This is a genomic window from Glaciecola sp. HA4-3 (genome assembly GCF_055693685.1).
Genome location: NZ_CM146340.1, coordinates 1,640,473 through 1,665,787, shown reverse-complemented (window position 1 = coordinate 1,665,787; position 25,315 = coordinate 1,640,473). Strand labels below are relative to the sequence as shown.

Annotated in this window: 19 protein-coding genes and 3 pseudogenes; 18 read left to right on the top strand and 4 right to left on the bottom strand. The window is 39.7% G+C overall.

Going from position 1 to position 25,315, the window contains the following annotated elements:
* Nucleotides 1–86 precede the first annotated feature (86 nt).
* Nucleotides 87–932, top strand: a pseudogene (locus ACZ1G6_RS07935) (AAA family ATPase).
* A gap of 60 nt (nt 933–992) precedes the next feature.
* Entirely contained in the window at nt 993–2,099 is a 1,107-nt protein-coding gene (locus tag ACZ1G6_RS07930; protein WP_472618954.1) for a vWA domain-containing protein, read from the top strand.
* A 2-nt stretch (nt 2,100–2,101) separates the two neighbouring features.
* Here ACZ1G6_RS07930 and ACZ1G6_RS07925 read toward each other — a convergent pair whose 3' ends face one another.
* Nucleotides 2,102–2,743 (bottom strand): methyltransferase family protein, encoded by a 642-nt coding sequence (locus tag ACZ1G6_RS07925; protein ID WP_472618787.1) that lies wholly within the window; start codon nt 2,741–2,743, stop codon nt 2,102–2,104.
* An 84-nt stretch (nt 2,744–2,827) separates the two neighbouring features.
* Here ACZ1G6_RS07925 and ACZ1G6_RS07920 point away from each other — a divergent pair, with 84 nt between their 5' ends.
* Together ACZ1G6_RS07920 and ACZ1G6_RS07915 are read left to right on the top strand one after the other, a co-directional pair.
* Nucleotides 2,828–3,568, top strand: a complete 741-nt coding sequence (locus tag ACZ1G6_RS07920; protein ID WP_472618953.1) for a pseudouridine synthase — start codon at nt 2,828–2,830, stop codon at nt 3,566–3,568.
* Between the two features lie 24 nt (nt 3,569–3,592).
* Entirely contained in the window at nt 3,593–4,948 is a 1,356-nt protein-coding gene (locus ACZ1G6_RS07915; protein ID WP_472618786.1) for an MATE family efflux transporter, read from the top strand.
* 11 nt (nt 4,949–4,959) lie between these two features.
* On the opposite strand, the gene ACZ1G6_RS07910 is transcribed toward ACZ1G6_RS07915, so the two are convergent.
* Nucleotides 4,960–7,977: a S8 family serine peptidase gene (locus tag ACZ1G6_RS07910; RefSeq protein ID WP_472618785.1), complete on the bottom strand. Its 3,018-nt coding sequence runs from the start codon at nt 7,975–7,977 to the stop codon at nt 4,960–4,962.
* Nucleotides 7,947–9,320 carry a S8 family serine peptidase gene (locus tag ACZ1G6_RS07905; RefSeq protein ID WP_472618784.1) on the bottom strand — a complete coding sequence of 458 codons (1,374 nt, stop codon included), beginning with the start codon at nt 9,318–9,320 and terminating at the stop codon, nt 7,947–7,949. The genes ACZ1G6_RS07910 and ACZ1G6_RS07905 overlap by 31 nt, the downstream gene beginning before the upstream one ends.
* Nucleotides 9,321–9,735: 415 nt before the next feature.
* Between ACZ1G6_RS07905 and ACZ1G6_RS07900 the strand changes: the two genes are divergently transcribed.
* From ACZ1G6_RS07900 to ACZ1G6_RS07860, 9 genes and pseudogenes are all read left to right on the top strand, one after another.
* On the top strand, nt 9,736–10,917 hold the full coding sequence (locus tag ACZ1G6_RS07900; protein WP_472618952.1) for a thiamine pyrophosphate-dependent dehydrogenase E1 component subunit alpha: 1,182 nt from the start codon (nt 9,736–9,738) through the stop codon (nt 10,915–10,917).
* Between the two features lie 3 nt (nt 10,918–10,920).
* The gene (locus ACZ1G6_RS07895; RefSeq protein ID WP_472618783.1) at nt 10,921–11,898 is read left to right on the top strand and encodes an alpha-ketoacid dehydrogenase subunit beta; all 978 of its coding nucleotides are present in this window, start codon (nt 10,921–10,923) and stop codon (nt 11,896–11,898) included.
* 11 nt (nt 11,899–11,909) lie between these two features.
* Entirely contained in the window at nt 11,910–13,529 is a 1,620-nt protein-coding gene (locus tag ACZ1G6_RS07890) for a dihydrolipoyllysine-residue acetyltransferase (protein WP_472618782.1), read from the top strand.
* Between the two features lie 82 nt (nt 13,530–13,611).
* A complete protein-coding gene (gene rlmJ, locus ACZ1G6_RS07885) occupies nt 13,612–14,526 on the top strand; it encodes a 23S rRNA (adenine(2030)-N(6))-methyltransferase RlmJ (RefSeq protein WP_472618781.1) in 915 nt (304 codons plus the stop codon).
* A gap of 23 nt (nt 14,527–14,549) precedes the next feature.
* The gene (locus tag ACZ1G6_RS07880; protein ID WP_472618780.1) at nt 14,550–16,376 is read left to right on the top strand and encodes a protein kinase domain-containing protein; all 1,827 of its coding nucleotides are present in this window, start codon (nt 14,550–14,552) and stop codon (nt 16,374–16,376) included.
* Between the two features lie 59 nt (nt 16,377–16,435).
* Nucleotides 16,436–17,300: pseudogene (locus ACZ1G6_RS07875) on the top strand (acyl-CoA thioesterase).
* 535 nt (nt 17,301–17,835) lie between these two features.
* Nucleotides 17,836–18,969: a pyridoxal-phosphate-dependent aminotransferase family protein gene (locus tag ACZ1G6_RS07870; protein WP_472618779.1), complete on the top strand. Its 1,134-nt coding sequence runs from the start codon at nt 17,836–17,838 to the stop codon at nt 18,967–18,969.
* Nucleotides 18,970–19,077: 108 nt separating this feature from the next.
* Nucleotides 19,078–19,449 (top strand): VOC family protein, encoded by a 372-nt coding sequence (locus ACZ1G6_RS07865; RefSeq protein WP_472618778.1) that lies wholly within the window; start codon nt 19,078–19,080, stop codon nt 19,447–19,449.
* A 118-nt stretch (nt 19,450–19,567) separates the two neighbouring features.
* Nucleotides 19,568–20,797 (top strand): nucleoside recognition domain-containing protein, encoded by a 1,230-nt coding sequence (locus ACZ1G6_RS07860; RefSeq protein WP_472618777.1) that lies wholly within the window; start codon nt 19,568–19,570, stop codon nt 20,795–20,797.
* Between the two features lie 38 nt (nt 20,798–20,835).
* On the opposite strand, the gene ACZ1G6_RS07855 is transcribed toward ACZ1G6_RS07860, so the two are convergent.
* Nucleotides 20,836–21,444, bottom strand: a complete 609-nt coding sequence (locus tag ACZ1G6_RS07855) for a Maf family protein (protein ID WP_472618776.1) — start codon at nt 21,442–21,444, stop codon at nt 20,836–20,838.
* A gap of 221 nt (nt 21,445–21,665) precedes the next feature.
* Between ACZ1G6_RS07855 and yceD the strand changes: the two genes are divergently transcribed.
* From yceD to fabD, 5 genes and pseudogenes are all read left to right on the top strand, one after another.
* Nucleotides 21,666–22,187: a 23S rRNA accumulation protein YceD gene (yceD, locus tag ACZ1G6_RS07850; protein WP_472618775.1), complete on the top strand. Its 522-nt coding sequence runs from the start codon at nt 21,666–21,668 to the stop codon at nt 22,185–22,187.
* 9 nt (nt 22,188–22,196) lie between these two features.
* On the top strand, nt 22,197–22,367 hold the full coding sequence (gene rpmF / locus ACZ1G6_RS07845; protein ID WP_472618774.1) for a 50S ribosomal protein L32: 171 nt from the start codon (nt 22,197–22,199) through the stop codon (nt 22,365–22,367).
* A 13-nt stretch (nt 22,368–22,380) separates the two neighbouring features.
* Nucleotides 22,381–23,400, top strand: coding sequence for a phosphate acyltransferase PlsX (gene plsX, locus ACZ1G6_RS07840; protein WP_472618773.1), 1,020 nt, complete (start codon nt 22,381–22,383; stop codon nt 23,398–23,400).
* Between the two features lie 5 nt (nt 23,401–23,405).
* Nucleotides 23,406–24,366: pseudogene (locus tag ACZ1G6_RS07835) on the top strand (beta-ketoacyl-ACP synthase III).
* A 71-nt stretch (nt 24,367–24,437) separates the two neighbouring features.
* On the top strand, nt 24,438–25,307 hold the full coding sequence (fabD, locus tag ACZ1G6_RS07830; RefSeq protein ID WP_472618772.1) for an ACP S-malonyltransferase: 870 nt from the start codon (nt 24,438–24,440) through the stop codon (nt 25,305–25,307).
* The last annotated feature ends 8 nt before the right edge of the window (nt 25,308–25,315 follow it).

The window sequence follows — 25,315 nt, the reverse complement described above, 5'->3', positions numbered from 1 at the left end:
AAAAAACAAACTGTTTTTTTGCTATATCTTAGAAATAACTTGTCGGTCAACAATGAAATTTTTTTGAACTATTCAATAGGATACCTATGCGCTTTACTGGAACCTCACAATATATTGCAAGTCAGCAACTACAATTAGCAGTAAATGCTGCGATAACGTTAGAGAAACCATTATTAATAAAAGGTGAACCTTGGCACAGGGAAAACAATGCTTGCCGAACAACTCGCACAATCGCTAGACACTCCTTTATTGCAATGGCACATCAAAAGTACAACTAAGGCACAGCAAGGATTATATGAATATGATGCAGTTTCTCGTCTAAGGGATTCTCAGTTAGGTGATGAAAAAGTTAAAGATATTCGAAATTACATTGTGAAAGGAAAATTGTGGGAAGCGTTCAGCGCTAACAAAAGACCAGTGTTACTGATCGATGAAATTGATAAAGCAGACATCGAATTTCCAAACGATTTACTTTTAGAACTCGATAAAATGGAGTTCTTTGTATATGAAACACAAGAGACGATTACGGCGAAGCAAAGACCTATAGTCATTATTACATCCAATAATGAAAAAGAATTACCAGATGCATTTTTACGACGTTGCTTTTTTCATTATATTGAATTTCCTGAAAAAGAGCAGATGGAACAGATTGTAAAAGTACATTATCCAGATATTAAAAAAGAGCTTCTAGACCAAGCTTTGGCTAATTTTTTCCAAATAAGAGAAGTTGGAGGCTTGAAAAAAGGCCGTCGACGTCTGAACTTATCGATTGGTTAAAATTGTTAGTTGCTGACGATATACCAGCATCCGTCTTGCAGGACAGTGATACAAAAAATGCCTTGCCACCTCTATACGGAGCTTTGCTTAAAAATGAACAAGATATACATCTTTTTGAAAAATTGATGTTTATGGCGCGCCGAAATGCTAATTGATTTTTTTATACCTTGCGTAAGCACAAGGTAAAAACAAGCATTACTGAGTTCTTAGACTTGATGGCAGTATTAGATGCTAACTTAATTTATGCGGATATAGACGCTTTTTATTTGCTCAGCAGAACGGTATTAATTAAGGATGAAAGTCAATTTGATAAATTTGATAAGTCTTTTGCTGAGTATTTTAAAGGCATCCAAACTCTGGATCTATTTGATAAAACAATTCCAGATGAGTGGCTGCAAAACGCGCTTGAAAAACTACTAAGTGACGAAGAAAAAGCGAAAGTTGAAGCGCTTGGCGGGCTTGATAAACTGATGGAAACACTGCAAGAGCGTCTAAATGAGCAAGAGAAACGTCATGAAGGTGGCAATAAATGGATAGGTACGGGCGGAACATCTCCATTTGGTGCAAATGGATTTAACCCTGAAGGCGTTAGAATAGGGCAAGAGAAAAATCGTAATTTTTCTGCAGTCAAAGTATGGGACAAGCGAAATTTTAAAAACCTTGCCAGCGATGTAGAAATAGGCACACGAAATATTAAAGTTGCCCTTAGACGCTTACGAAAATTTGCCAGAACAGGTGCAAGCGAAGAACTTGATGTATCCGATACGATAAGTTCTACTGCTAGAAATGCTGGCTATTTGGATATAAAAATGGCACCTGAGCGTCATAACGCTATAAAATTATTACTATTTTTTGATGTGGGCGGTTCGATGGATCCTTACATTAAACAATGTGAAGAATTATTTAGTGCGGCTCATGCAGAATTCAAACATATTGAGTTTTTCTACTTTCACAATTGCATATATGAGGGTGTCTGGAAGGACAATTCAAGAAGACATGACGCGGCGACTGATATTTATTCAATTATTCACAAATATGGTAGCGACTATAAAATCATTTTTGTCGGGGATGCTACTATGGGGCCGTATGAGATAACCTATCCTGGTGGCAGTGTTGAACATTGGAATGAAGAACCCGGGGCCTCATGGATGCAGCGTTTGCTCAATCATTTTGATTATGCCATTTGGCTAAACCCTCAAGAAAAAGGCTATTGGCACTATCATGCGTCTATTCAAATCATAAAAGAGCTGATGAAAGACCGAATGTATCCACTGACATTAGAAGGCTTAACAGAAGGGATAAAAACACTACTTAAAAAGTAATGTTATATCCAGCGCGGTACATTTTGACAGTATGTTTTATATAGCTGGCCTTGCGTGTTTTTTAAATGTTGTTCTTCAAGCTTTACTTGGATTAGTAGTGCATTAATCCCAATTCCTAAACATAAAAGGGTAAACCCAGAGGGTAATGCGAGGAAAAAGCCAATTTGGGAAATGCCTACGCCAATATACGCTGGATTTCTGCTTAATTGATAAAGTCCGTCGGTGATTAAGCTGTCATCAGACTGTGATTTATGCCTTTGCTCGTGAATCGGTTGTGGCGAATATTCTATTCCGCTACGCCACATTTGGTTTAGAGTAAAGTTGCTCAAAGCAGTAAGGCTAAACCCCAGCATCATCATAAATGCACCAAGATAATTAATTATTAGTGTATTAAGTGGGTAAAACTGTATTAAGGCAGAATCTATTGCTGGGAATGGAAGGCGAAACACGCAAACTGCCCAGATGCTAGCCCTAAATACGCGAAACGTAAGATGGTTAAACCAATGAAGTGAGTATTTTTCACCATTATGGACAAGTTTTATTCCAGTGTTTGTTGTTTGACGTTTAGTGATTAAGAGCGTATAAAACACCGCGACGAAGGTATAAAAGAATGCTAAAAAATAATCAATAAATTCGTTTTGCATAGTGCTAGGCTAACAATGATGTATGGCTAAAGTGTAGTGCTTAATAGATATTTTGCCAGAATGGAAAATAATGATATTACTGTCATGAAAAGACTTAACAAATATATCAGTGATTCGGGACATTGCTCTAGAAGAGAAGCAGATGCTTTAATTGAGAAGGGGCATGTATTAGTTAATGGAAAAAAGCCCGAGCTAGGCACTAAAATCGGGGAGATGGATACCGTTATGGTTAACGGTAAAAAGATTGTGCCTGTTGCTCAAAATAAAAGCGACCGGATTTATCTTGCTTACCATAAACCCGTAGGGATTACGTGCACAACTGAACGAAAAGTCAAAGGCAACATTATTGATGCCATTAATTATCGCCAACGAATTTTTCCTATTGGAAGGTTAGATAAGCCATCAGAGGGACTAATTTTATTGACCAACGATGGTGATATTGTGAATAAAATTCTGCGCGCTGAGAACGCCCACAATAAGAAATATCGTGTTACCGTCAATAAACCGATTAACGCTGAGTTTATACGTAAAATGTCTTCAGGAGTGCCAATCTTAAATACGGTAACGCTACCATGCGAGGTAAAGCCTGCTGGCAAATTTGGTTTTGACATTACTCTCCAGCAAGGTTTAAACAGGCAAATTAGAAGAATGTGTGAATACTTAGGTTATGATGTTACGAGATTGATTCGTAAAAGTATCATGCATATTGACTTGAAAGGGCTAGCACCAGGCAAGTATAGGCACTTAAGCGAGCAGGAGATGATAGTCATGAACCAAGCCCTTAGTGATTCGACGAAAACGTTTAATCCTCCACAAAAAATTTGAGCATATAAGTCTTATATGAAACATGTGAAATTCAAAATCCTGCGCAAAGAGCTCAGCGTATTAGCGAGTTTGACGTGGCCATTGCTAATTGCTCAGTTGACCCAAATTTTAATGGGTGTTGCCGATACTATTATGGCTGGACGATATAACTATGTTGATATGGCCGCTGTTGCGATTGGGGTCAGTATTAGCTTACCCGTTTTTATATTTATTCAAGGTATTTGCCTAGCATTAACCCCTATTGTTTCAAGGCTTGATGGCGCCAAAGATGATGCCAAAGTTGCCAATAATGTTCATCAAATGTTGTATCTGTCGATGCTTTTTGCGCTTTTAGCTATTTGTTTGTTTTATTTTATGCCCGGTATTATCAGTATGATAAATATGGAACAAGATATGGCCTTCAAAAGCTTAGATTACTTGTTCTATGTGCTGATGGCAGCGCCAGCCTTTGCCATTTATCAAACGCTTAGAAATTACTGTGAAGGTTTATCATTGACTAGACCAACAATGGTTATTATGGGGCTTGGCTTGCTTGTGAATATCCCCGTGAACTATGTCTTTATTAATGGTCTGTTCGGCATGCCTGAAATGGGTGGAGCAGGTTGTGGTTTTGCAACGATGTTGGTGTATTACACAATGATGCTTGCCACTATTATGTATACTTATTTTGCAAAGCGTTTGCAACATTACCAGCTATACTCTTGCGTGAAAAAACCATCATTTAAAGAGCTAATGATTTTATTAAAACTTGGATTGCCTATCGCATTTACCTTATTGTTTGAAGTCAGCCTATTTGCGATTGTATCCATTTTATTGGCACCATTTGGCGCTTTAACTGTGGCAGCTCATCAAATAGCACTTAACGTGTCTTCGCTAATTTTTATGATGCCACTTAGTATTGGATTGGCAGTTGCTATTCGAATTGGCTTTTTGATTGGAGAAGGACGATCATCACATACTAAACAAACCTATCACGCTGGTCTTGTGCTGGGTGTGTTAACGGTTGTTTTTAGTGCTGCAACTATTTTGCTTTTTAATCAACAAATCGCTGGCTTGTACAGCCATGAATTACCTTTAATAGAATTAGCGGCAAGCCTTTTATTATTATCCACGATATATCAGTTTTCTGATGCAATACAAGTAGTGTCTGCAAATGCCCTAAGGGGCTATAAAGATACAAAAGCGATGCTTATCATTAGCTTTATCTCATATTGGTTAGTCGGTTTTCCTACAGGGTTGATATTGGGCTTAAGCGATTTTATTGTTCCTAAAATGGCAGCAACTGGTTTTTGGATAGGATTTATAGCAGGGCTTAGTACAGCGGCCGTTTTTATGTATCTAAGAGTGCGGCATATTCAACAACAAGCTCATATTGAATAGCCGCAATTATGTTAGTGCAGATAATTATAGTTCGCGTAATGACGGCGTCTTATTATTATCAAAGGTATTAACAATATTATCCACAACGGTATTCCACCTCCGCCAGAATCGTTTGGCGTTTGAGTGGGTTGATTTGGGCTAGAGCTTTGGATAATGTCAATGGAGACTGACTGAGTCACAGTATTGACGTTGTCACTTACACTTATCTCATAATTAGCTTGAGAGCCTGAAGATGGGGCACGCAATTGTACTGCATTTCCAGCGATAACCACGCCATCTACCGTGATACTCAAATTATCTTGTTCAGCATCACTTGCATTAACAGATAATGTAAATAAAGCACCTGCATTAACTGCGTTTGGAGCATCTATAGAGTTGATAACAGGCGAAGCGTTGTTTAAGACTTGGACTTGCAAGCTTGCTGAGCTGCTGTTTCCATTATTATCGCTTACAATCGCTGTGTACTCTAATGTTGTATCTTGTTCGATACGTGGTGCGATTAATGAAAAATCATTAAGCTCTCCTGTAATACGCGTATTTGGCCCAGCATTTTGTTCCCAAACGACGTTAATAGGGTCATTATTTGCATCAACAACACTCAAAGGTATGGCTAATTCCCTTGTTTCAACAACACTCAAAGTGATTGAGTCGCTGCCATTAAAGCTTGCCTGCGGTGCTCCTTCTATTTGAATTCCCGTAAAAGTGGCAACACTCTCGGCTTGAGTGAATGATTCACTTGTTAATTCACTGGTGGCATCGATTTGAATTGGTCCGGCCGGTACGCCATCAAGTGCACTTATTTCAACGTTTAATAAAGTAGTGGTATTGCTATTGGGTAAGGTATCAACTTGCCAGCGCAACTGATTGTTTTCAAGCTGAGCATCAAACGCTCTAGTAAAATCGACAATTTGTGTCCCAACTGGCACAGGTAAAATAATCTCGTATTGTCGAGCTTCGTTGCTCGTGTTAGGCGCAATACTTAGTTGGAATGGCGCTGAGCTTCCAGCACTAATGCGCAGTCCATCACCTATAATTTGTACATCATCGTCTTGGCGTTTTATTTCAACCGAAATAAGACCAATATCGTTGCTACCTTGTGACTCACCCATCTCTACTGCTGCATAAAAAACGTCTCCTGTCTGAGCTTGAGGCAAGTTATATATAAATTTCATATCGATTGGATTGTTTCCAGATATGCTAGTAGGCGCTTGAACTTGTAATTCGTTTTGTGCGTTAACTGAATTAACAATCGCATATTGTAAGCTAACCGAATCGTTAGCATTGCTGGAGCCAGAAAAATTATGAACCGCAATGAAATAGTTACCACTGGCAGGATAATTAATGGATATTTCCTCAAGTGCATTTGAAGATGTGCTTTGCGCAACTATTTCTGTAACACTTGGTGAGCCATCTTGGTCGCTATCATACAGTAAATAAAGATCCATATCTGGGGCACTTGAATCAAGTGTTTGCACATTAAGCAATAGACTGCCTTGAGGCACATTTATATTGGTAATGTTAACGCCATCTAAAATATCATCTAAAAATGCGTCATTGTCTGAGTCTTCAGCGATGCTTAAAGACTCTTGTGTGGCCTTAACTGGACGATAGGCTTGTAATGCAAAGTTCTCAATCGTGATTGTATTAAGGTTTCTTAGAACAAGTGAGTCTGCGTCTCTTTTACCATTAATTGACACGCTTAAAGGGATATCTCCTAAAGTACCAAAAACACTAATTGGCAACCGGCTATTGGGAATATCACTTCTGCCTTGAGCACTTAAAATGGCACTTGCAAAAACATATTCGTTTTTCACGCTGTCACTAGTATCGATTCTAAATGTAACCTCTTGGCTTTGACCAGCGCGCAAGGTAAATTGACCAGGGCTAGCATCAACACGTAATCCAGGTGATATTGTTTCGGTTTGTACAGTCCAAGTTGCATCTTGAGTAGCGGTAAAAGTGCGCTGCCAAGTACAAATCCCTAAACAACTGTCATCAGTGATAGAAGGAATGTTTAATGTTCTTGGGTCGCCTCCACGGGCGGGGTTAGCATTAGTATAATTAGTACCTGTATCACTCATTACTAGACCCGCTTTGATGGCATTATCAACTTGTACTCTGCCAGCCCCCATTGCAAAATAGTCAGCCTGTGTGCTAGCGTCCTCAATCTTAACTGATTGGATAGCCGTGAGTGATAATGCGGATCTAATTTCATCAGCATCCCAATTAGGATTTGCTGCTTTTATTAATGCAGCAGCACCTGCAACGTGTGGGCTTGACATCGATGTGCCGGACAAATAGTCATAATCGCTTGCTGCTGGAGTGTGACCGTCATGACCGATTTGCTCGTCTGCATATGCTGCGTATATATCTACACCAGGGCCAGTCAAAGTAGGGGTTAAGGTGCTGTTCGTTGCGTTTGGCCCTCGTGAAGAGAAAGAGGCTAATACGTCTACACGATCAAGGTTTATACCTTGTGTGTTATTTGATTGCGTAATAGTAGCTCGGTGATTACTCCCTGATGATAACCATGTTTTAAGTCTATCGCCGTTGTCTGCATTTATGTGTATGCCAGGAACTACATAATTATCATTGGCTAAAAATGTAGCGCCGCCTTGAATATTAGCTAATACAAAGCCTCCTGCACCACCATTAGCAACATTTCGAGCTTTGTCTACTCGTGCAATAGTACCTCTATCGCATACTACGATTTGTCCACTAAATGTGCTGGCCGGAAAACCTTGTAAACACTGTTCGGAAGGATTTGAGGGGTCATTAGGATTACTAAAATCACCTGCATAGACAATTGTTCCAGTATATGAACCTGTATTACTTTGTCCCGGTATACCTGCCAAAGACGTTGTGCCGCCACTAAAATTATTGAGTTGCTTTGCAAAAACATTTTGACGACCATGTTCTGCCGCCGCAACGCTAGTATACCAAGGTGCATTTTTACTAGAGCTTTGTGGATTCGGACCAGAATTTCCAGCTGAGGCGGCTACAAAAATACCAGCATTTCTGGCGGACAAAAATGCCCGTTCTCGTTGAGAATTCCAGGGTTTCCGCCTCCACTAATTGAAAAATTAATGACATCAACTCCATCGCTTATTGCATCTTCAATTGCCGCTAATATCGCGCTACCATTGCAGTCTGCGTATGTATCACCTGCAACTGAAGTACCGCCATAGCACACTTGATATGCAATAATATTAGCGCGCGGTGCAACCCCAGATATTTGTTCAAAATTAAGTCCTGTCGGCACTCCAGAGCTTCTAATTTCGCCCACATCAGGTCTAACTTCCGCTACATCAAATAAAATGTTGCCTGCTGCGGTAGCGGCTACATGAGTACCATGACCGCCATAGTCTTCACCATTTTCTGCAAGATTTGGTGGAAATACTGTGGTATCAGAGTAACTTGACGTTATTTGAGAGTAACTGCGAACGCCAATTAGTTTGTTATTACATAATTCGGGAAAACCGTTAGCACAATCACCCACAAATGTATCACTACCAAAAGGGTTAACATGGACGTAACCATCTCCAGAACGTTGTGCAAATGAAGGATGATCTGTGTTTATACCCGAATCTATAATACCTATAATGATGCCTTCGCCTTGTGTCGCACCAATTTGCGGCGAAGCATTACCCTGCCAAACGTTATTTGCACCAATTAACTCTGGACCTCGGTCAGTATCAAGCGAGTAAGTCTTGTCCCTTGTTACCGAGATAACTTCTGGTAGTGAAGCTACAGCATTGGCCTCGATAGCGTTCATTTTAATAAATAGTGCATTTAAACTAAGGCTTAACTGTGCAAGCGGCTCGACATCATTAATAGTTGCACTTGCCCTTTGTATAAATCTGTTTTGTTGCGCTTTTATTTTGTTATTTTGTGTCAGTACCGCTGATATCGAGTCTTTCAAAGAGGGTGCAAATAACGCAGATACCTCTGAAGAAGAACCTTGGGAGTCGAGCAATTGCATCAGGTTTTTTCGCGGTTTTGTCTGCATATCGCGAAGTGTGAGCGTGTGTTTTTTGTCTGTTGCAATAGCAGGCTCTGATAGTTCAACAATATATATGTGGCGGTAAAATGGATTTGACACAACATCATCAAAACTCGCTAATGGTAGATACCACGCCTTGTCAGGATGAATAAACTGAGTCATTATTATAGGATTGTTTTTAGCAGGTACATCAGCATCATCATATGGTTTATTAGTAGAGTCATAATAATGTGATTTATCATCATGCGCAGTGTGAGCATTAGCATGTAAATGCACGAAAACGCACGAGGCAGCTACTATGATAAGCGTCAATAGTCTATGTATAGGACAAGCAGATATTGCTTTATCAATTGAGAATATTTTATGCATGCTGCAAAACCTTATTTGATTACCGTTCTTTCTATATATTTGTCGTTGCATATTAGCCAGTTAAAAACATAACTGTATTTAGTCACAATTCAGAACACTCGTTAACAAGTGAATACCATTATGTATACAAAATTATCATGTTTTGACATCAACTTAATGCTAAACCCTGTTTTATTAACAAAATGTAAGCGTAAAAACACATATTCGTTACATTTAGGATATGTATCCTCAAAACAGATTGAATTTAATCGGATCACCCTACAAACCTAATGCCACGCTTGATATTTAGCAAAGCGATATAAGCAATCCTTGTCTAGTATTACTATTTCAAAATTTGTATGCGTTAAATTGTCAACTTGATATTTCAACAGGCACTTAATGCAAAAACCTTGGTGACGATACTATGCAAAAATCTATCCAAGATAGAAATCATTTGTCTGGCGTAAATACAACACAAGATGTATCCCTTATCACAAATGGCTTAATTGACATTCCAATGCTTCAGTTACTCGATGAAGAAGGGAACGAACTGGCACCTGAGATGTCGCCAAATATAGACACTCAAGAAGCAGAAAAAATACTAAAAGCGATGGAATATACGCGCCTATTAGATGACAGAATGATAGGTTCACAGCGGCAAGGTCGAATCAGCTTTTATCTTGCATCAAGGGGTGAAGAGGCGGCAACTGTTGCCTCCACTGCGGCACTTAAAAGCCAAGATATGATCATGTCACAGTATCGAGAACAGGGTGCATTGGTATACCGAGGCTACGAAACTAAACAGTTCATGAATCAAATGTTTAGTAATCAAGAAGATCCCAATAAAGGGCGCCAAATGCCCATCCATTACGGGGATAAGGCGCTTAATTTTATGACCATATCCTCGCCTTTAGGTACACAAATTCCGCAGGCTGCTGGGTATTCATATGGCCAAAAAATGGCCGGTCACGATGCAATAACCATATGTTTCTTCGGTGAAGGCGCTGCGTCTGAGGGCGATTTTCATGCTGGAGTCAATATGGCTGCAGTCTTAAATTGCCCCGTTATTTTCTTCTGCCGCAACAATGGCTATGCCATTTCTACTCCAGCTGAAGAGCAATTTGCTGGTGATGGTATTGCCTCTCGTGGAATAGGGTATGGTGTTAAAACAATCAGAGTAGATGGGAATGATGTATTGGCTGTTTATCGAGCAACACAGCTAGCCAGAGAAATTGCACTTAGCGAAAACTGTCCGGTATTGATAGAAGCTATGACTTATCGTTTATCGGCGCACTCTACGTCGGATGACCCTTCAGGCTATCGTAGTAAAGAAGAAGAAGCGAAATGGCAATTAAAAGATCCGATATTGCGCTTTCAAAGATGGTTAGACAGTAAAGGTTGGTATGACCAAAAAGCGATTGAGTCATATAAGGATGAAATGCGCGATGAGATACTAGCGGCACTAAAAGTAGCAGAAAAAGTCCCAGTGTGCCCATTAAGCGACATTGTTGAAGATGTTTACGACACTCCACCATGGCATTTGCAAAAACAATTAAAAGAATTAGAAGAACACGTGGCTAAATACCCACAAGAATACCCAAAGACGGCAGGGAGATAAGCAATGGCTAAGATGAATTTGTTGCAAGCAATTAATAGCGCATTGATATCTTCTATGGAGCAAGATGAACGTGTGATGGTGTTTGGAGAAGATGTAGGGCATTTTGGCGGCGTATTTCGTGCGACCTCAAATCTTCAAAAACAATTTGGTAAAGCAAGGTGTTTTAATACGCCATTGACAGAGCAAGGTATTATCGGTTTTGCGAATGGTTTGGCTTCTCAGGGTTCAATACCAGTGGCTGAAATTCAATTTGGAGACTATATATTTCCAGCGTTTGACCAAATAGTGAATGAAACTGCAAAATTTAGGTATCGCTCAGGTGGCCAATTTACGTGTGGAACCTTAACGATTAGAACGCCTTACGGCGGTGGTATTGCGGGCGGTCTTTATCATTCGCAGTCCCCAGAAGCATTTTTTGCTCATATTCCAGGTATGAAAATTGTCATTCCACGCAATCCATATCAAGCGAAAGGTCTTTTGTTGTCGAGTATCAGAGATGATAATCCAGTCTTGTTCATGGAGCCTAAAAAAATATACCGTGCGTCAGTCGGTGAAGTGCCTGAAGAGGATTATGAGCTTGCGTTAGGCAAAGCTGATCTTGTCAAAGAAGGGAGTGATATTACTCTTCTAGCTTGGGGTGCTCAAGTAGAGGTTCTTGAAATGGCTGCGAAAATGGCAGAAAAAGACGGAATCTCCTGCGAAATAATCGATCTTCAAAGCATATTGCCTTGGGATGTTGAAGCGGTATGCGAATCTGTTTACAAAACGGGGAGACTGTTAATCAACCATGAAGCGCCTCAGACAGGCGGTTTTGCAAGTGAGATTGCAGCAACAGTCCAGCAGGAGTGTTTTTTATATCTAGAAGCACCTATTGCGAGAGTCTGTGGGCTAGATACACCATACCCGTTGGCACATGAAAAAGAATACATGCCGGATCATTTAAAAACATACGAAGCGATCAAGCGTACGCTAGACTACTGAGGCAAATAAACATGAGTGATTTTATTTTACCCGATATTGGCGAAGGCATTGTTGAATGTGAATTGCTAAAATGGCTGGTTGCTGAAGGCGACTTAATTAAAGAAGACCAGCCAGTTGCTGAAGTGATGACTGACAAGGCAACAGTAGAAATACCCGCCATGCATGATGGTATTGTTGCAAAGCTATATTATCAAGAAGGTGATATTGCCAAAGTGCACGCGCCTTTATTTGCCATGCAAGATGACGCGAAAACAAGCGTTCCTGAAATACAACAGAGCGTCAGTGATGAAGCACAAACAGGTACTGAAGTAGAAACATCCGCTTCAAAAATAGAGGCGTTTGTTTTACCTGATATTGGAGAAGGAATCGTCGAATGTGAGATCATGGAATGGCACATACAAGCCGGCGATGTAGTGACAGAAGACCAAGTTGTGGTAGAAGTCATGACCGATAAAGCGGTTGTTGAGATTCCGGCGAAATACGATGGTAAAATTTTAAAATTGCATTATGCCAAAGGTGATATTGCTAAGGTCCACACTGTCTTGTTTGATCAAGAAATCACATCTAGTGATGTGGTTAACGTCGCCGAAAATGTCGCTATTTCTAATAAAAGCAATCAAAATTCGTCGAAAGTTGAAAAGGTGGTAGCTTCCACTAATACAGAGAATGACAAGCAAGGGGGCTTATATGTCCCGCCTGTAGAGGTAGACAGGGCGCTTGCAAGTCCAGCAGTCAGGCGCTTGGCCCGTGAGTTAGGTGTCGCGTTAAATAGCGTGACTGGCAGTGGTAAAAAAGGACGCGTATTAAAACAAGATGTAATGTCACTTTCAAAGCAACCGCAAACAGCACAAGCGCAAATGAGCGAATCTGCAGATGTTTCAAGTAACACCAGTGTCAGCTCGTCAAACACGCATAGCCTACCACAAGCTGATAGAGTGGAAAAAATTAAAGGCATAAAAGCGGCAATGGCGAAACAAATGCTAGCTAGCGTTTCTACTATTCCTCATTTTACAGTCAGTGATGAATTGTGTATGGATAATTTGATTGCCTTGCGATCATCCCTTAAAGAAAGCTTTGTTAAACAAGACATGAAATTGAGTTTCATGCCGTTTTTTATAAAAGCTTTATCGCTTGCACTTAACGAATTTCCGATTATTAATAGTCGCTTAAACGATGACGCAAGTGAACTAAGGTATTTGAGTTCGCATAATATTGGTTTAGCGGTTGATTCTAAAATTGGTTTGCTAGTCCCTAATATTAAAAATGTACAAAATTTATCATTATTTGAAATAACAAAAGAACTCAATCGGATAATTTCGGCGGCAAGAGACGGAAAGTTAAGCAATCAAGATCTCAGTGGCGGTACTATCAGTATTTCAAATATTGGTGCGATTGGGGGGATTACAGCAACGCCTGTGATAAATAAACCAGATGTTGCAATTGTTGCATTGGGTAAAACGCAAAAGTTACCGCGTTTTAATGATAAAGGAGAGGTGTTTGCAACAAACATAATGCAAGTGAATTGGTCAGGCGATCATAGAGTGATTGATGGAGCTACTATGGTTAAGTTTAATAATGTTTGGTGTGATTATTTAACACATCCAGAAAAAATGCTTATTCATTTGCGTTAAGCGCATCGTTTTTTGTTAAGCATATATATTTGATATATGCTTATGCATTACAACGAGCTCTTTTTAACAGGAATTAGTAAGTTTGTTAAGCTACCAACACGATTTTCATGCTGGCAACCATGCAGATATTATTAAGCATACCTGTTTAATAAGTCTATTGAGTAAATTATTAAATAAAGATAAGCCTCTTTTTTACCTAGATACACATAGCGGTAGCGGCCTCTACCCGATAAGCTCACAGGGCCATGAACGACATCATATTGATAAGGTGTTAGCGCACAAATTGTGTGCTAACACCTGTGATGATGATAATCTGCAGACGTATCAAATGCTGATTGATTCTTATCTTAGCGAAGATGAATATCCAGGCTCCATTTTGTTGGCGCATCAGCATATTGCGACTAGTTTAGAAAATGCAAGCACGTCTCTTAATGACTGTAAATTGATTTGTAGCGAGCTTCATCCTAAGGTCTACTCCCAGTTAAAAAATACCGCGAAGCACACCGCTATCGAATGTCATAATCGCGACGGTTTTGAGCTTTTACTTAGTGCGTTGCCACCAAAGCCCAATAGAGGCCTTGTATTAATTGATCCTCCATATGAGCAAGCAGCAGAGTATCAACAAGTAGAGTCGAATATTGTTCAGGCACAACGAAAGTGGCCACAAGGAATTTTTGCATTGTGGTATCCACTATTATCTCCCTCGCGAATCGATAGATCCTCTGGTGACCTCGTTAGTAACCCCAAAAGTGGTATGAGTGAAAAGATGTGTGATGCGATTATCAATCAAATACCTTCGGGTACTGGCGTGATAGATATTAAACTTGCATTGCAATATCCATCACAGGATGTCGGCATGTATGGTTCGGGCGTTTTGGTGATTAATCCTCCTTGGCAATTTGATAGGGCAGCTCAAAAATTATTAGATGAGGTCCTGCTAAAACTTGATGGTATTAAAGCACTCTCTCATGTGTCAATAAGAGCTCATTCGAGCTAATTCAGGCACTAAATATCGATATTATGAATGAATTAGCGCTAAAACATTTTTATATACCAGATGATCAATCGGTTTATTTACTCTCACACAAAGATGCTAAAAAGTTAAAAGACTGGTTTGCATTGTGCGAAAAACAACTTAATAAACTTGGATATAAAAAAGTGGAACTAATCGGTAAAGGTGCGTTTGGTTTTGCCTTTGCCGGCACATCTGCCTTAGGCGAGGAAAGGGTATTTAAGTTTTCAAAAGTGACTTTACCTCAACATATTCAAGATAGGCTTGAAGAAGAGTCATACATGCAAGGATTACTTGAACACGATCTTATTCCAGATGTTATCGCGTTTCAAAAGATTAAACGTCAATCGATACTGGCCATGCAAAGAGCACCTGGTTTTGATTTAGAGCAAGTGTCGCTGCTTTATGGGCCATTAAACCCTAAAATGCTTATCACGATAATTACGCAACTTTGCGATATTCTATTAAAATTACGAAGCTTTACATCTCAACACAAGCATAAGCCAATCGTGCATGGCGATATCAAGCCATCAAATTTAGTTTGGGATGAACAACAACAAAAGATCATGCTAATAGATTGGGGGTCTAGTGTATTTGCTCAAGTTGATGAGCAAGGACAGTATATAGGCGATAACATAATGGATTTAATGTCTAGTGATCTTCACCAAACAAATGCACGTTTAGGCGACGTCTATTTTATTGGGGACGATCAATTAAACGGTAAGTTGTCGAATGTACGTTTTGATGAGCAGGGCCTAGCTAGTACTATTTATGCGTTGGCTTCTGGACAATCCTCTCGATTTGGTCGAAAAGTGATTAGGCCCGTGTCTTTGGGCCTTCCACAAATGCTAGCTGAATGTCTAGAAGGCTTAATGAGTGACGATGTAAAACGTCGAGAAAACGCGGGAGACTATTTACTTAATAATTATCAACACCTTGATAAAATAGTCATTAACGACGCAAAAGACCATAACAGAGTGTGCTTATTGCCGACTTGGATCAGTCAAAGTATTAAAGATATTGAAACGGTAGTTTATAGCTCTAGGCGCTCTTTTTTACGAGATCAGCAAGGCTTTGATAATGAAAATCTTCATTATGTTAATGATGCGCAATTTGAACGTTACTACAAAAACTTCATGCAAGGCATGGGAGAAACCGAAAAAGCATTTTTATCTGCAGTTAGTCGACTTGGCAAATATCCGGTTGTAGGAGGACTAGCGATTAAATGGCAAGACGAAGGTATTTACGTAGACTCATCACTGAAATTATATAATCCTGCTCAACAATATTCCTTTGATAGAAGTGTCGATAATATGATTAATTTAGCAAGGGCAATTAATGGGTCTGGCGTATTTAAATCATGTATGTTCAATGCAAAAAACACACTGCATATCGAACGCAAAAACACTAATACGCCTTTTATAGCGAACGAACAATTACAAATTCCCTATGAAATGAGCAAAGTATCGATTGAAGAAGATTTATCAAGAATGCACTCATATTTTGAAGATGGTGATGATCCCGACGAGCTATTAAAATTGCCTGAGTCGATGCTTAATATTATTAAGCAACTTAATGATATCCATCACACAGGGTGTATTATTTTTGAGTCGCTTCCAAAACACCTGAAAATTCATAGCTATTACACCTTACTTGATCACGCCAAACAAGCAGAGTTCACCTATCTACTTCAACAAATTATTGATTTTATTCCACAGATAAATGGTATCGGTATTTCAGGGTTTATGAAACTTCCCTATAAAGACACACGATTCTTTACTAAACACGATATGTTAAACACAAATTTTTATCCTCGAAATCCTTATTCTAAGTAGATAAACCTGACAATCCTAATATAATTAAGCTATGACATTAATATTTAGGAAAACGGACCTTGTCTGATGCGCGTTTTGAGTCATTATTTGAATTAGAAGTCCTTGAAGAAGGTTTATATCGAGGGAAAAGTTGGGATCTTGGCTTTAGAGCTTTGTATGGAGGGCAGGTACTTGGACAATCTGTCAAAGCGGCTTACAACAGTGTAGATGATTCAAGAGTAATTCATTCACTCCACAGTTATTTTTTGTTACCCGGTGATGCAGCTCAGCCCGTGGTGTACCAAGTTGAAAAAGTAAGAGATGGACGCAGTTTTTCGACAAGACGAGTTAAAGCGATACAGCACGGAAGAACCATTTTCTATATGACCGCTTCGTTTCAACTTCCTGAAAAAGGCCTCAATCACCAGTATGCTGATATGCCCGATGTGCTCTGGGCCAGATAAGCTTGCTAAAGATATTCGATTCTATGACGAAAATTTTGATAAGTTATCAACGCGCGTGAAAGAAGCCTTGCCTTTTCATCGTCCAGTGGACATCCGTACAATCGATGCAAAAAATTCATTTGATGCTGTAAAACGCGCACCCAAAAGGCAGCTGTGGCTAAAAGGAAGAGATGCTACAGGTGACTCTACGGTGCTAAACCAAGCATCCTTAGCATATGCAAGTGACTATCACTTTCTAAGCACAGCACTACAAGCGCATGGATTTGCCATACAAGATAAACGCATGTTGTTAGCCACTATTGATCATGCAATTTGGTTCCACCAAGATGTTCAATTTGATGATTGGTTGCTATACGAAATGGAAAGCCCCTTTAGCGGGAATGGTCGTGCACTTGTGCAAGGCAAAATATTCAATAAGGAAGGAGTGCTTGTTGCGACGACAGTCCAAGAGGGCTTATTAAGGAAAATGAAAAGCAACTAAATCTCAATAAAAAAGGCCCGGAACAAAAGTTCCAGGCTTAGGGGATTGGCTCATAGATGAGCCGTGCGCTAACTGATTACTGTAAATACTGACAAATATGCTTTAAGAATACTACAGCAAAAGCAATTTGTGAACATCGTATCGTCAGCAAAACTTCCATATTGAGGGAGACGCATGTAAAACTTGGTGGCGATCAAAAACCAATATGGTGTTTTTTGAAGCCGGATATTAACTATAGCTTAAATTTTAAACAAAAATAAAGTGTTTTTGGTGAAATTTTTACATTTATATGTGTTTAGTTGAGTTTTTACCGTCCTATTGTTAAGTATCTCATTGTTAAATAAGCGTTTAATATCTATAACTTTATTTTGCATTTTTATCAGTGATGGCCTTTATCCCTTGTGCATAACCAACTTTTTCACAACTCACCCACAGTTTATCCACAAAGTGATATTCATATTACTTATGTTAATCATTGAACACATATCTGCACATAAGGGGTATAGTAGACAAGATTAATTTTAAGGAAATAGACATGACGCAGTTGTCGCCGCAAACTTTTCAACCATTTATTCCCACTTCGCGAAAGTTGATGGGCCCGGGTCCATCTGACGTTAGCCAAAGAGTTCTTGACGCATTATCAAGGCCAACTATAGGCCATCTTGACCCATCCTTTGTCGATTTAATGGATGAGACAAAGCTACTCTTGCAATATGCATTTGATACTAAAAATGAGCTGACAATGCCTTTGTCAGCGCCTGTAAGTGCTGGTATGGAGTCTTGTTTTGCAAACCTAGTTGAACCTGGCGATACCGTTATAGTGTGCCAAAATGGCGTGTTTGGAACAAGAATGGCTGAAAATGTGCGACGAATAGGCGGTAAGTTAGTCTTGGTCGAGGACGAATGGGGTCAACAAACATCAATAGATGGACTGCGCGAAGCGCTTGAAAAACATCCAGATGCAAAAATTGTCGCTTTTGTTCACGCTGAAACATCGACCGGCGTCAGAAATGAATGCGATGCTTTATGTAAGTTAGCGAAACAATATGGGTGTTTAACCATTGTTGATGCCGTTACATCCCTTGCAGGTATTGAGTTAAAAACAGATCACTGGCAAATAGACGCTATATATTCTGGCACCCAAAAATGCTTAAGTTGTGTTCCGGGACTCTCACCCGTGTCATTTAGCTCACAAGCAATAGAAAAGATTCAATCAAGAAAGCACCCCGTGCAAAGCTGGTTTTTAGATATTAACTTAATTTTGGGTTATTGGGGTAAGGGAACTAAACGAGCTTATCATCATACCGCGCCAGTAAATAGCGTCTATGCTTTACATGAAAGTCTTTTGATGCTGCACGAAGAAAAGCTTGAAGCCTCACACAAACGACATCGTGAAACCCACGAGTATTTGGTGCAAAAACTGGAAGCGATTGGCTTGTCGATGACAATAGATGATTCATATAGACTTCCTCAGCTAAATTTAGTTGATATTCCTTCAGGACTTGATGATGCGCTAATACGCAAAGAATTGCTTAATCGGTTTAACCTTGAAATTGGTGCTGGTCTTGGAAAATTTGCTGGAAAAGTATGGCGAATTGGACTGATGGGAGAAAGTTGTTCAAAGGCCCATGTTGATTACTGTGTTGATGCACTTAAACAAACATTATAATGGTGGTATAAAAATCATCGCCATTTTTTAATTGTAGTCTATCCTTTAGGTAATTATTTGTTACTAAGTTGTTAAGTAATAAATCTAACGAAACTAAAAGGGCGGCTTATGATTAGTTATGTCACAATTGGTGTCAGTGATTTAGAACGTGCAGAGAATTTTTATTCAACATTGTTAGCTCCATTGGGCATAAAAACATTGGTCAAGATGGATCGAATAGTGTTTTTAGGGAAAAAAATAGGATCACCGATGTTAGCAATTTGTATTCCCTACAACGAAGATGAAGCTCACTGTGGCAATGGAAATATGATCGCAATAGCGCTAGGGTCTAAAGAAATGGTTGACGAATGTTACCATGCGGCCATTGCACTTGGTGCAAGTTGTGATGGCCCTCCTGGTCAACGCATCCCAGATGTCTTTTATGGCGCATACTTCAGAGATTTAGATGGGAATAAACTAGCGTTTAATTTCTTCGGGTAACGACACATACTGAATGTTAAAGGCGAACCTGTTTGCGATACACTTGCAAATAATGTAGTTTTTGTCGGTAGACATATGTATTTGTTGTATCATCTGCTAAAAATAATAAGAGTAAAAAATGCTACATAAAATCTGGCTGGCGTTTATTGTTAGCGCTTTTATTGCAACATGTTTTAATGTGTTCATCAGTGGTGACTTAGGTAATTTTGAACAAGTTATGACTGCGGTAATGAGTATGGCTCGCACAAGTGTCGATATCGCTATTGGTTTGATAGGTTTATTGGCATTTTGGTTAGGTATTTTTAATGTCGCAGAAAAGTCCGGGTTAATCGCTAAGTTTGCACGTTTATTGTCACCTTTTTTATGTCGAATAATGCCTGATATTCCAAGGGAGCACCCTGCATTAGGGAGCATCACAATGAACATGTCTGCCAATATACTAGGTTTAGATAATGCTGCCACGCCATTTGGTATTAAGGCGATGCAAGACATGCAAACGCTCGCACCAGTTAAAGACACGCTTACAAATTCTCAAATTCTGTTTTTAGTCCTCAATACTTCTTCGGTAACTCTGTTTCCTATCGCTGTGTTTTTGTACCGTGCAGAACAAGGGGCAGTGCAGCCTACCGATGTTTTTATTCCTATTTTATTAGCGACAAGTGCTTCAACATTAGTTGGTTTATTGGTTACCTGTGCAATACAAAAGGTAAATTTATTTAATAAAGTAGTGTTGCTGTATTTAGTAGGTGCCTTTAGCTTGCTCGCAACGGTTATATTGTATTTTTCAAAGTTAGCGGCGGATGAACTAGCAATGCAATCAAGCGTCATTGCCAATTTTGCATTAATGACATTTATTGTACTTGTGCTAATTGTTGGCTGGCGCAAAGGGCAAAATACTTATGAGCAATTTGTCGATGGCGCTAAAAAAGGGTTTGAGGTTGCGATATCGATTATCCCGTTTTTATTAGCGATGTTGTTTGCTATTGCAATGTTAAGAGCCAGTGGTGTAATGGATACTGTTACCGATGGCATTGCTTATCTAGTCGCGCTAGTGGGTTTTGACACTCGCTTTGTTGATGCATTGCCTACCGCGCTAATGAAACCATTGAGTGGCTCTGGTGCTCGAGCATTAATGATCGAAACAATGCAGTTTTACGGCGCAGATTCATTTGCAGGACGACTCGCATCAGTCATGCAAGGCTCTACTGAAACGACATTTTACGTCTTGGCAGTTTATTTAGGCGCCGTTGGCGTAAAGCATAGCCGATATGCTGTTGGTTGTTGTCTTGCTGCCGATTTTGCAGGAATATTTGCTGCTATTGTCGTTTCTTATTGGTTTTTTGGATAAGGTCTTTTGAATAAGGTCTTTTGGGTAAAAATAGCCGCTTAATATTCTAGAACATCTAGTGATATGTTTTTTAAAGCCGTCACAAGTTTGATGAGAGGTAGCCCTACAAGGCTGTTTGGGTCATCGCCATGGATCTTTGAAAATAATGCGATACCTAAACCCTCAGATTTAAAACTACCAGCGCAATCCAATGGTCGCTCTTTGTTTATATAATTTCTTATCTGAGACTCAAGTAATTCTTTAAAATACACACTATAAGTATCGACACAGATTTGTTCGCCAAAGTGTTGATGTAAAGGACCCAACAAATGTGCAGGGGCTATCACACATAAGCCAGTGAAAAAATCGACTCGTTGACCAGATAGAGTCGTTAGTTGTTGGACCGCGTTTTTTATATTGGTTGGCTTTCCAAACATCTGTCCAGAAGAAGTTGCCGCTATTTGATCAGAAGCGATAATAATATGATTAGGGTAACTTTTTACTAATGCCTGAGCCTTAAGTCGACTTAAACGCTTTGCGGCTAAATAAGCAGTTTCACCTTCAAGAATCGTCTCATCGATATCTGGTGAGCACTGTTCAAACTGTAATCCTAATTTGGAAAGTAATTGTCCTCGATATAAAGAGGATGATGCGAGTAATATAGGCATTGCCATAGAGTGCAAATATGAGTCTGTTGAATAGGCTTTAGGGTAGCAATAAATAGCGTACTAATGTAGCGTTGTTTTATTCCTTTTACGCATCATCCTATGATGGATAAAACTTAAGTCAGGATAAGAAAGCTTATAATTAAAGTGTTTTGCACAAACACATGCTTAAACTTAGGAAAACCTTTGACTAATGGGGTGTATATCTATATTATTCGCGCGCTATGGCAAAAGTGAAACTACCAAGACTATTCGATCCTGTTAAATGTGCGCACAAGCGGTCTAGCTATGATGGCTACTACTTGGCAAAACATATGAGCAGATTTAGTTCTGCGGTAGCGGCGGTAGAAGCTGAAATTCCTGTATTTGTTGAGTTTTCAAAAGACGCGCAGAGTCTTACTTACTTTTCGGGAAAGGCGCAATCACACGTTCAGCTAGTTTGTCAGCGGTGTAATAAGGTCTTTAAGCATTCTGTGAACACAGAATTCTGTTTTACTCCCGTGCAGGGGAATGAAGAAGACTCAACGATACCCGATGCTTATGAACCGGTAGAGGTCAATGACCACGGAGAAGTCGATTTCTTCCAGCTTTTGGAAGACGAATTGATTTTAGCACTGCCTATCGTAGCACTTCATTCACATGAAGATTGCGATATCAGTGACGAAGATTTACAATTTGGTGAAATCGAACCGGAACAAAAGCGCGAAAACCCATTTGCGGTTTTAAAAGAGCTTAAGCGAGATTAGGAGTAATTTATGGCGGTCCAAAAAAGTCGTAGAACGAGATCAACACGCGGAATGCGTCGCTCTCATGACTCATTACCAGGCGCAACAATGTCTGTTGATGCAACCTCTGGCGAAACACATCGTCGTCACCACGTGACAGCGGATGGTTTCTACAAAGGACAAAAAGTAGTCAATAAGTAAGCGTTAAACAAACGTGTCTTACACTACAATAGCGATTGATATCATGGGGGGCGATAAAGGCCCCCATGTTTTTATTGACGCTGTCAAAAAAGCATTAATTAGTTTCCCTTCCGTTCATTTCATTATTTGCGGTGACGCGAGTAATCAGTCTACCTTTTTGGCATTAGATACAACAAATCCAACGCGTATTCGATACGAGGTATGTGAACAAGTTGTAGAGATGACAGATAAACCAGCTTTAGCAATCAGACAGAAAAAGCATTCCAGCATGAGAAGGGCGCTGGACCTAACGAAAGAACAAGTCGCTCAAGGCTGTGTTAGTGCAGGTAATACTGGCGCGCTGATGGCAACAGCCTATTATGTGCTTAAGACAATTTCAGGTATATCTCGACCTGCGCTAGCGACACTACTTCCTACTCAGAACCAACAAAAAGTCCTACTGCTTGATTTAGGTGCGTCGATTAATTACGACGCAGAGAATCTTTTCCAATATGCTTTGATGGGCTCAATTTTCATGCAAGAGTGCCAAGATATCCCAAGGCCTAAAGTGGCACTTTTAAATGTAGGTGAGGAAGATATAAAGGGTAACTCTTTGGTGAAACATGCAGATGTGTTAATTAAAGAGTGTCCTTCCATACACTATATCGGTTATGTTGAAGGTGATGACATTTTTGCTGGTAAATCTGATGTTGTCGTGACTGATGGTTTTACTGGAAATGTTGCTTTAAAAGCAAGCGAAGGAATAGCAAAATTTTTGATGAATGAAATCGCTTTATTTACCAAAGAAACATGGATTGCTCGTATATTAAGCAAATTATGCTTACCTTTACTCAAAGGACTCTACCAACGCATGAACCCCGACCAGTATAATGGCGCTAGTCTGGTAGGATTGCGGTCAATTGTTGTTAAGAGCCATGGAAATGCCTCTAGCGAAGCTTGTTTTTATGCAATTAAACAAGCCATTGTTGAGGTTAACAATCAAGTTCCTGACAAAATAAAAACAAAAATAGAGCAAGAGTTACTGGAGCACTAAGCTTAATGTATTCGAGAATTATAGGAACGGGAAGCTATTACCCAGCTGATATCCGCACTAATGCACATTTAGAAGTGATGGTGGATACATCTGATGAGTGGATCACAGATCGAACTGGTATAAAAGAACGCCGTATTATTGGCGAAAATGAAACCGCAGCGACAATGGGCACTCAAGCAAGTTTAAAAGCGCTAGAAGCTGCAAACATTGACGCAAAGTCCTTAGATATGATTGTTTGCGCAACCACAAGCGGTAGGCATGCATTGCCTAGCACTGCATGCGAAATCCAAAAAGCTTTAGACGTAGATAATATTCCAGCGTTTGATGTAGCAGCTGCTTGTGCAGGCTTTTGTTATGCGTTAAGTGTTGCTGATCAATATATAAAAAGTGGCATGGCAAAAAGAATTTTGGTCGTAGGCTCAGATTGCTTGAGTCGCATGATTGACCCTGCTGACAGAAGTATGATTATTTTATTTGGCGATGCCGCAGGGGCGACCATTATTGAAGCGAGTGATGAACCAAGGTATTTTATCTACTCACATTAATGCAGCGGGCTCGTATTCTGAACTATTAAAAATAGGCAACCCAAGTCATGGTGATGAAGCTTCTGTTCATACAAACTGGGGCAGCATGAAAGGCAATGAAGTCTTTAAAGTAGCAGTAACTAAATTAAGTGAAATCGTTGAACAAACACTTAGCGCTAATAATATGCAAAAATCCGATTTAGATTGGTTAGTTCCTCATCAAGCCAATTTCAGAATCATTAAAGCAACTGCGCGCAAGCTTGATATGTCGTTAGATCAGGTCGTAATGACGCTAGAGAATTATGGTAATACATCAGCGGCAACCGTTCCTACTGCGCTTGATACAGCGATTAGAGATGGTCGTATTAAAAGAGGTCAAAATTTGCTCTTAGAAGCATTTGGTGGCGGTTTTGCTTGGGCCTCAGCATTAGTAAGATATTAATTTTAAAACGTTGGAGATGTAATGACTAAACTTGCATTCGTTTTCCTGGACAGGGAAGCCAGTCTCAAGGAATGTTAGCGCAACTGCATAATGACTTTTCAGTTGTTAGGCAATGCTTTGAAGAATCATCAGATGCGTTATCTTATGATTTATGGGATATAGTGCAAAATGATGCCGACAAACTCAATCAGACAATGATCACACAACCTGCATTGTTGACGGCAAGTATTGCGTGTTTGCGCGTGATTAAACAAGAACTTGATTTAAAGCCAAGTTATTTAGCTGGTCATAGTTTAGGTGAATATAGTGCCTTGGTTGCTGCTGATGTTTTAAGCTTATCTGAAGGTGTTAAATTAGTAAGAGCACGCGGTGAGTACATGCAAGAAGCTGTGTCGCTAGGTGAAGGTGCAATGTACGCCATTATTGGCTTAGATGATAAAACAATCATCGACATATGCAGTCAAGTACAAAGCGAAACTAATCAAGTCGTTGCTCCAGTAAATTTTAATTCTCCTGGACAGGTAGTGATTGCAGGCAACAAAAGTGCAGTAGACACAGCTGCAGTAGCGATTAAAGCAGCAGGTGCAAAAAGAGCACTGCCATTAGCAGTCAGTGTGCCTTCTCATTGTGCGTTAATGAAAAGCGCTAGTGATAAATTATCCTTATTGTTGCAAGAGATGAAGTTTACTAGTCCCTCAACATCAATAGTAAATAATGTTGATGTGACTATTGAAGCAAATCAAGAAAAAGTTAAAGATGCACTAGTGAGGCAACTATATATGCCGGTTCAATGGACCAAGAGCGTTGAGTTTTTGTCATCGCAAGGCGTAGATACAATCGTAGAAGTAGGACCGGGCAAAGTGCTAAGTGGGTTAATAAAAAGAATAGACCGCTCACTGGTAACTAAAAACATCAGCTCCCCTAGTGATTTACAAGACTAATTTAAATA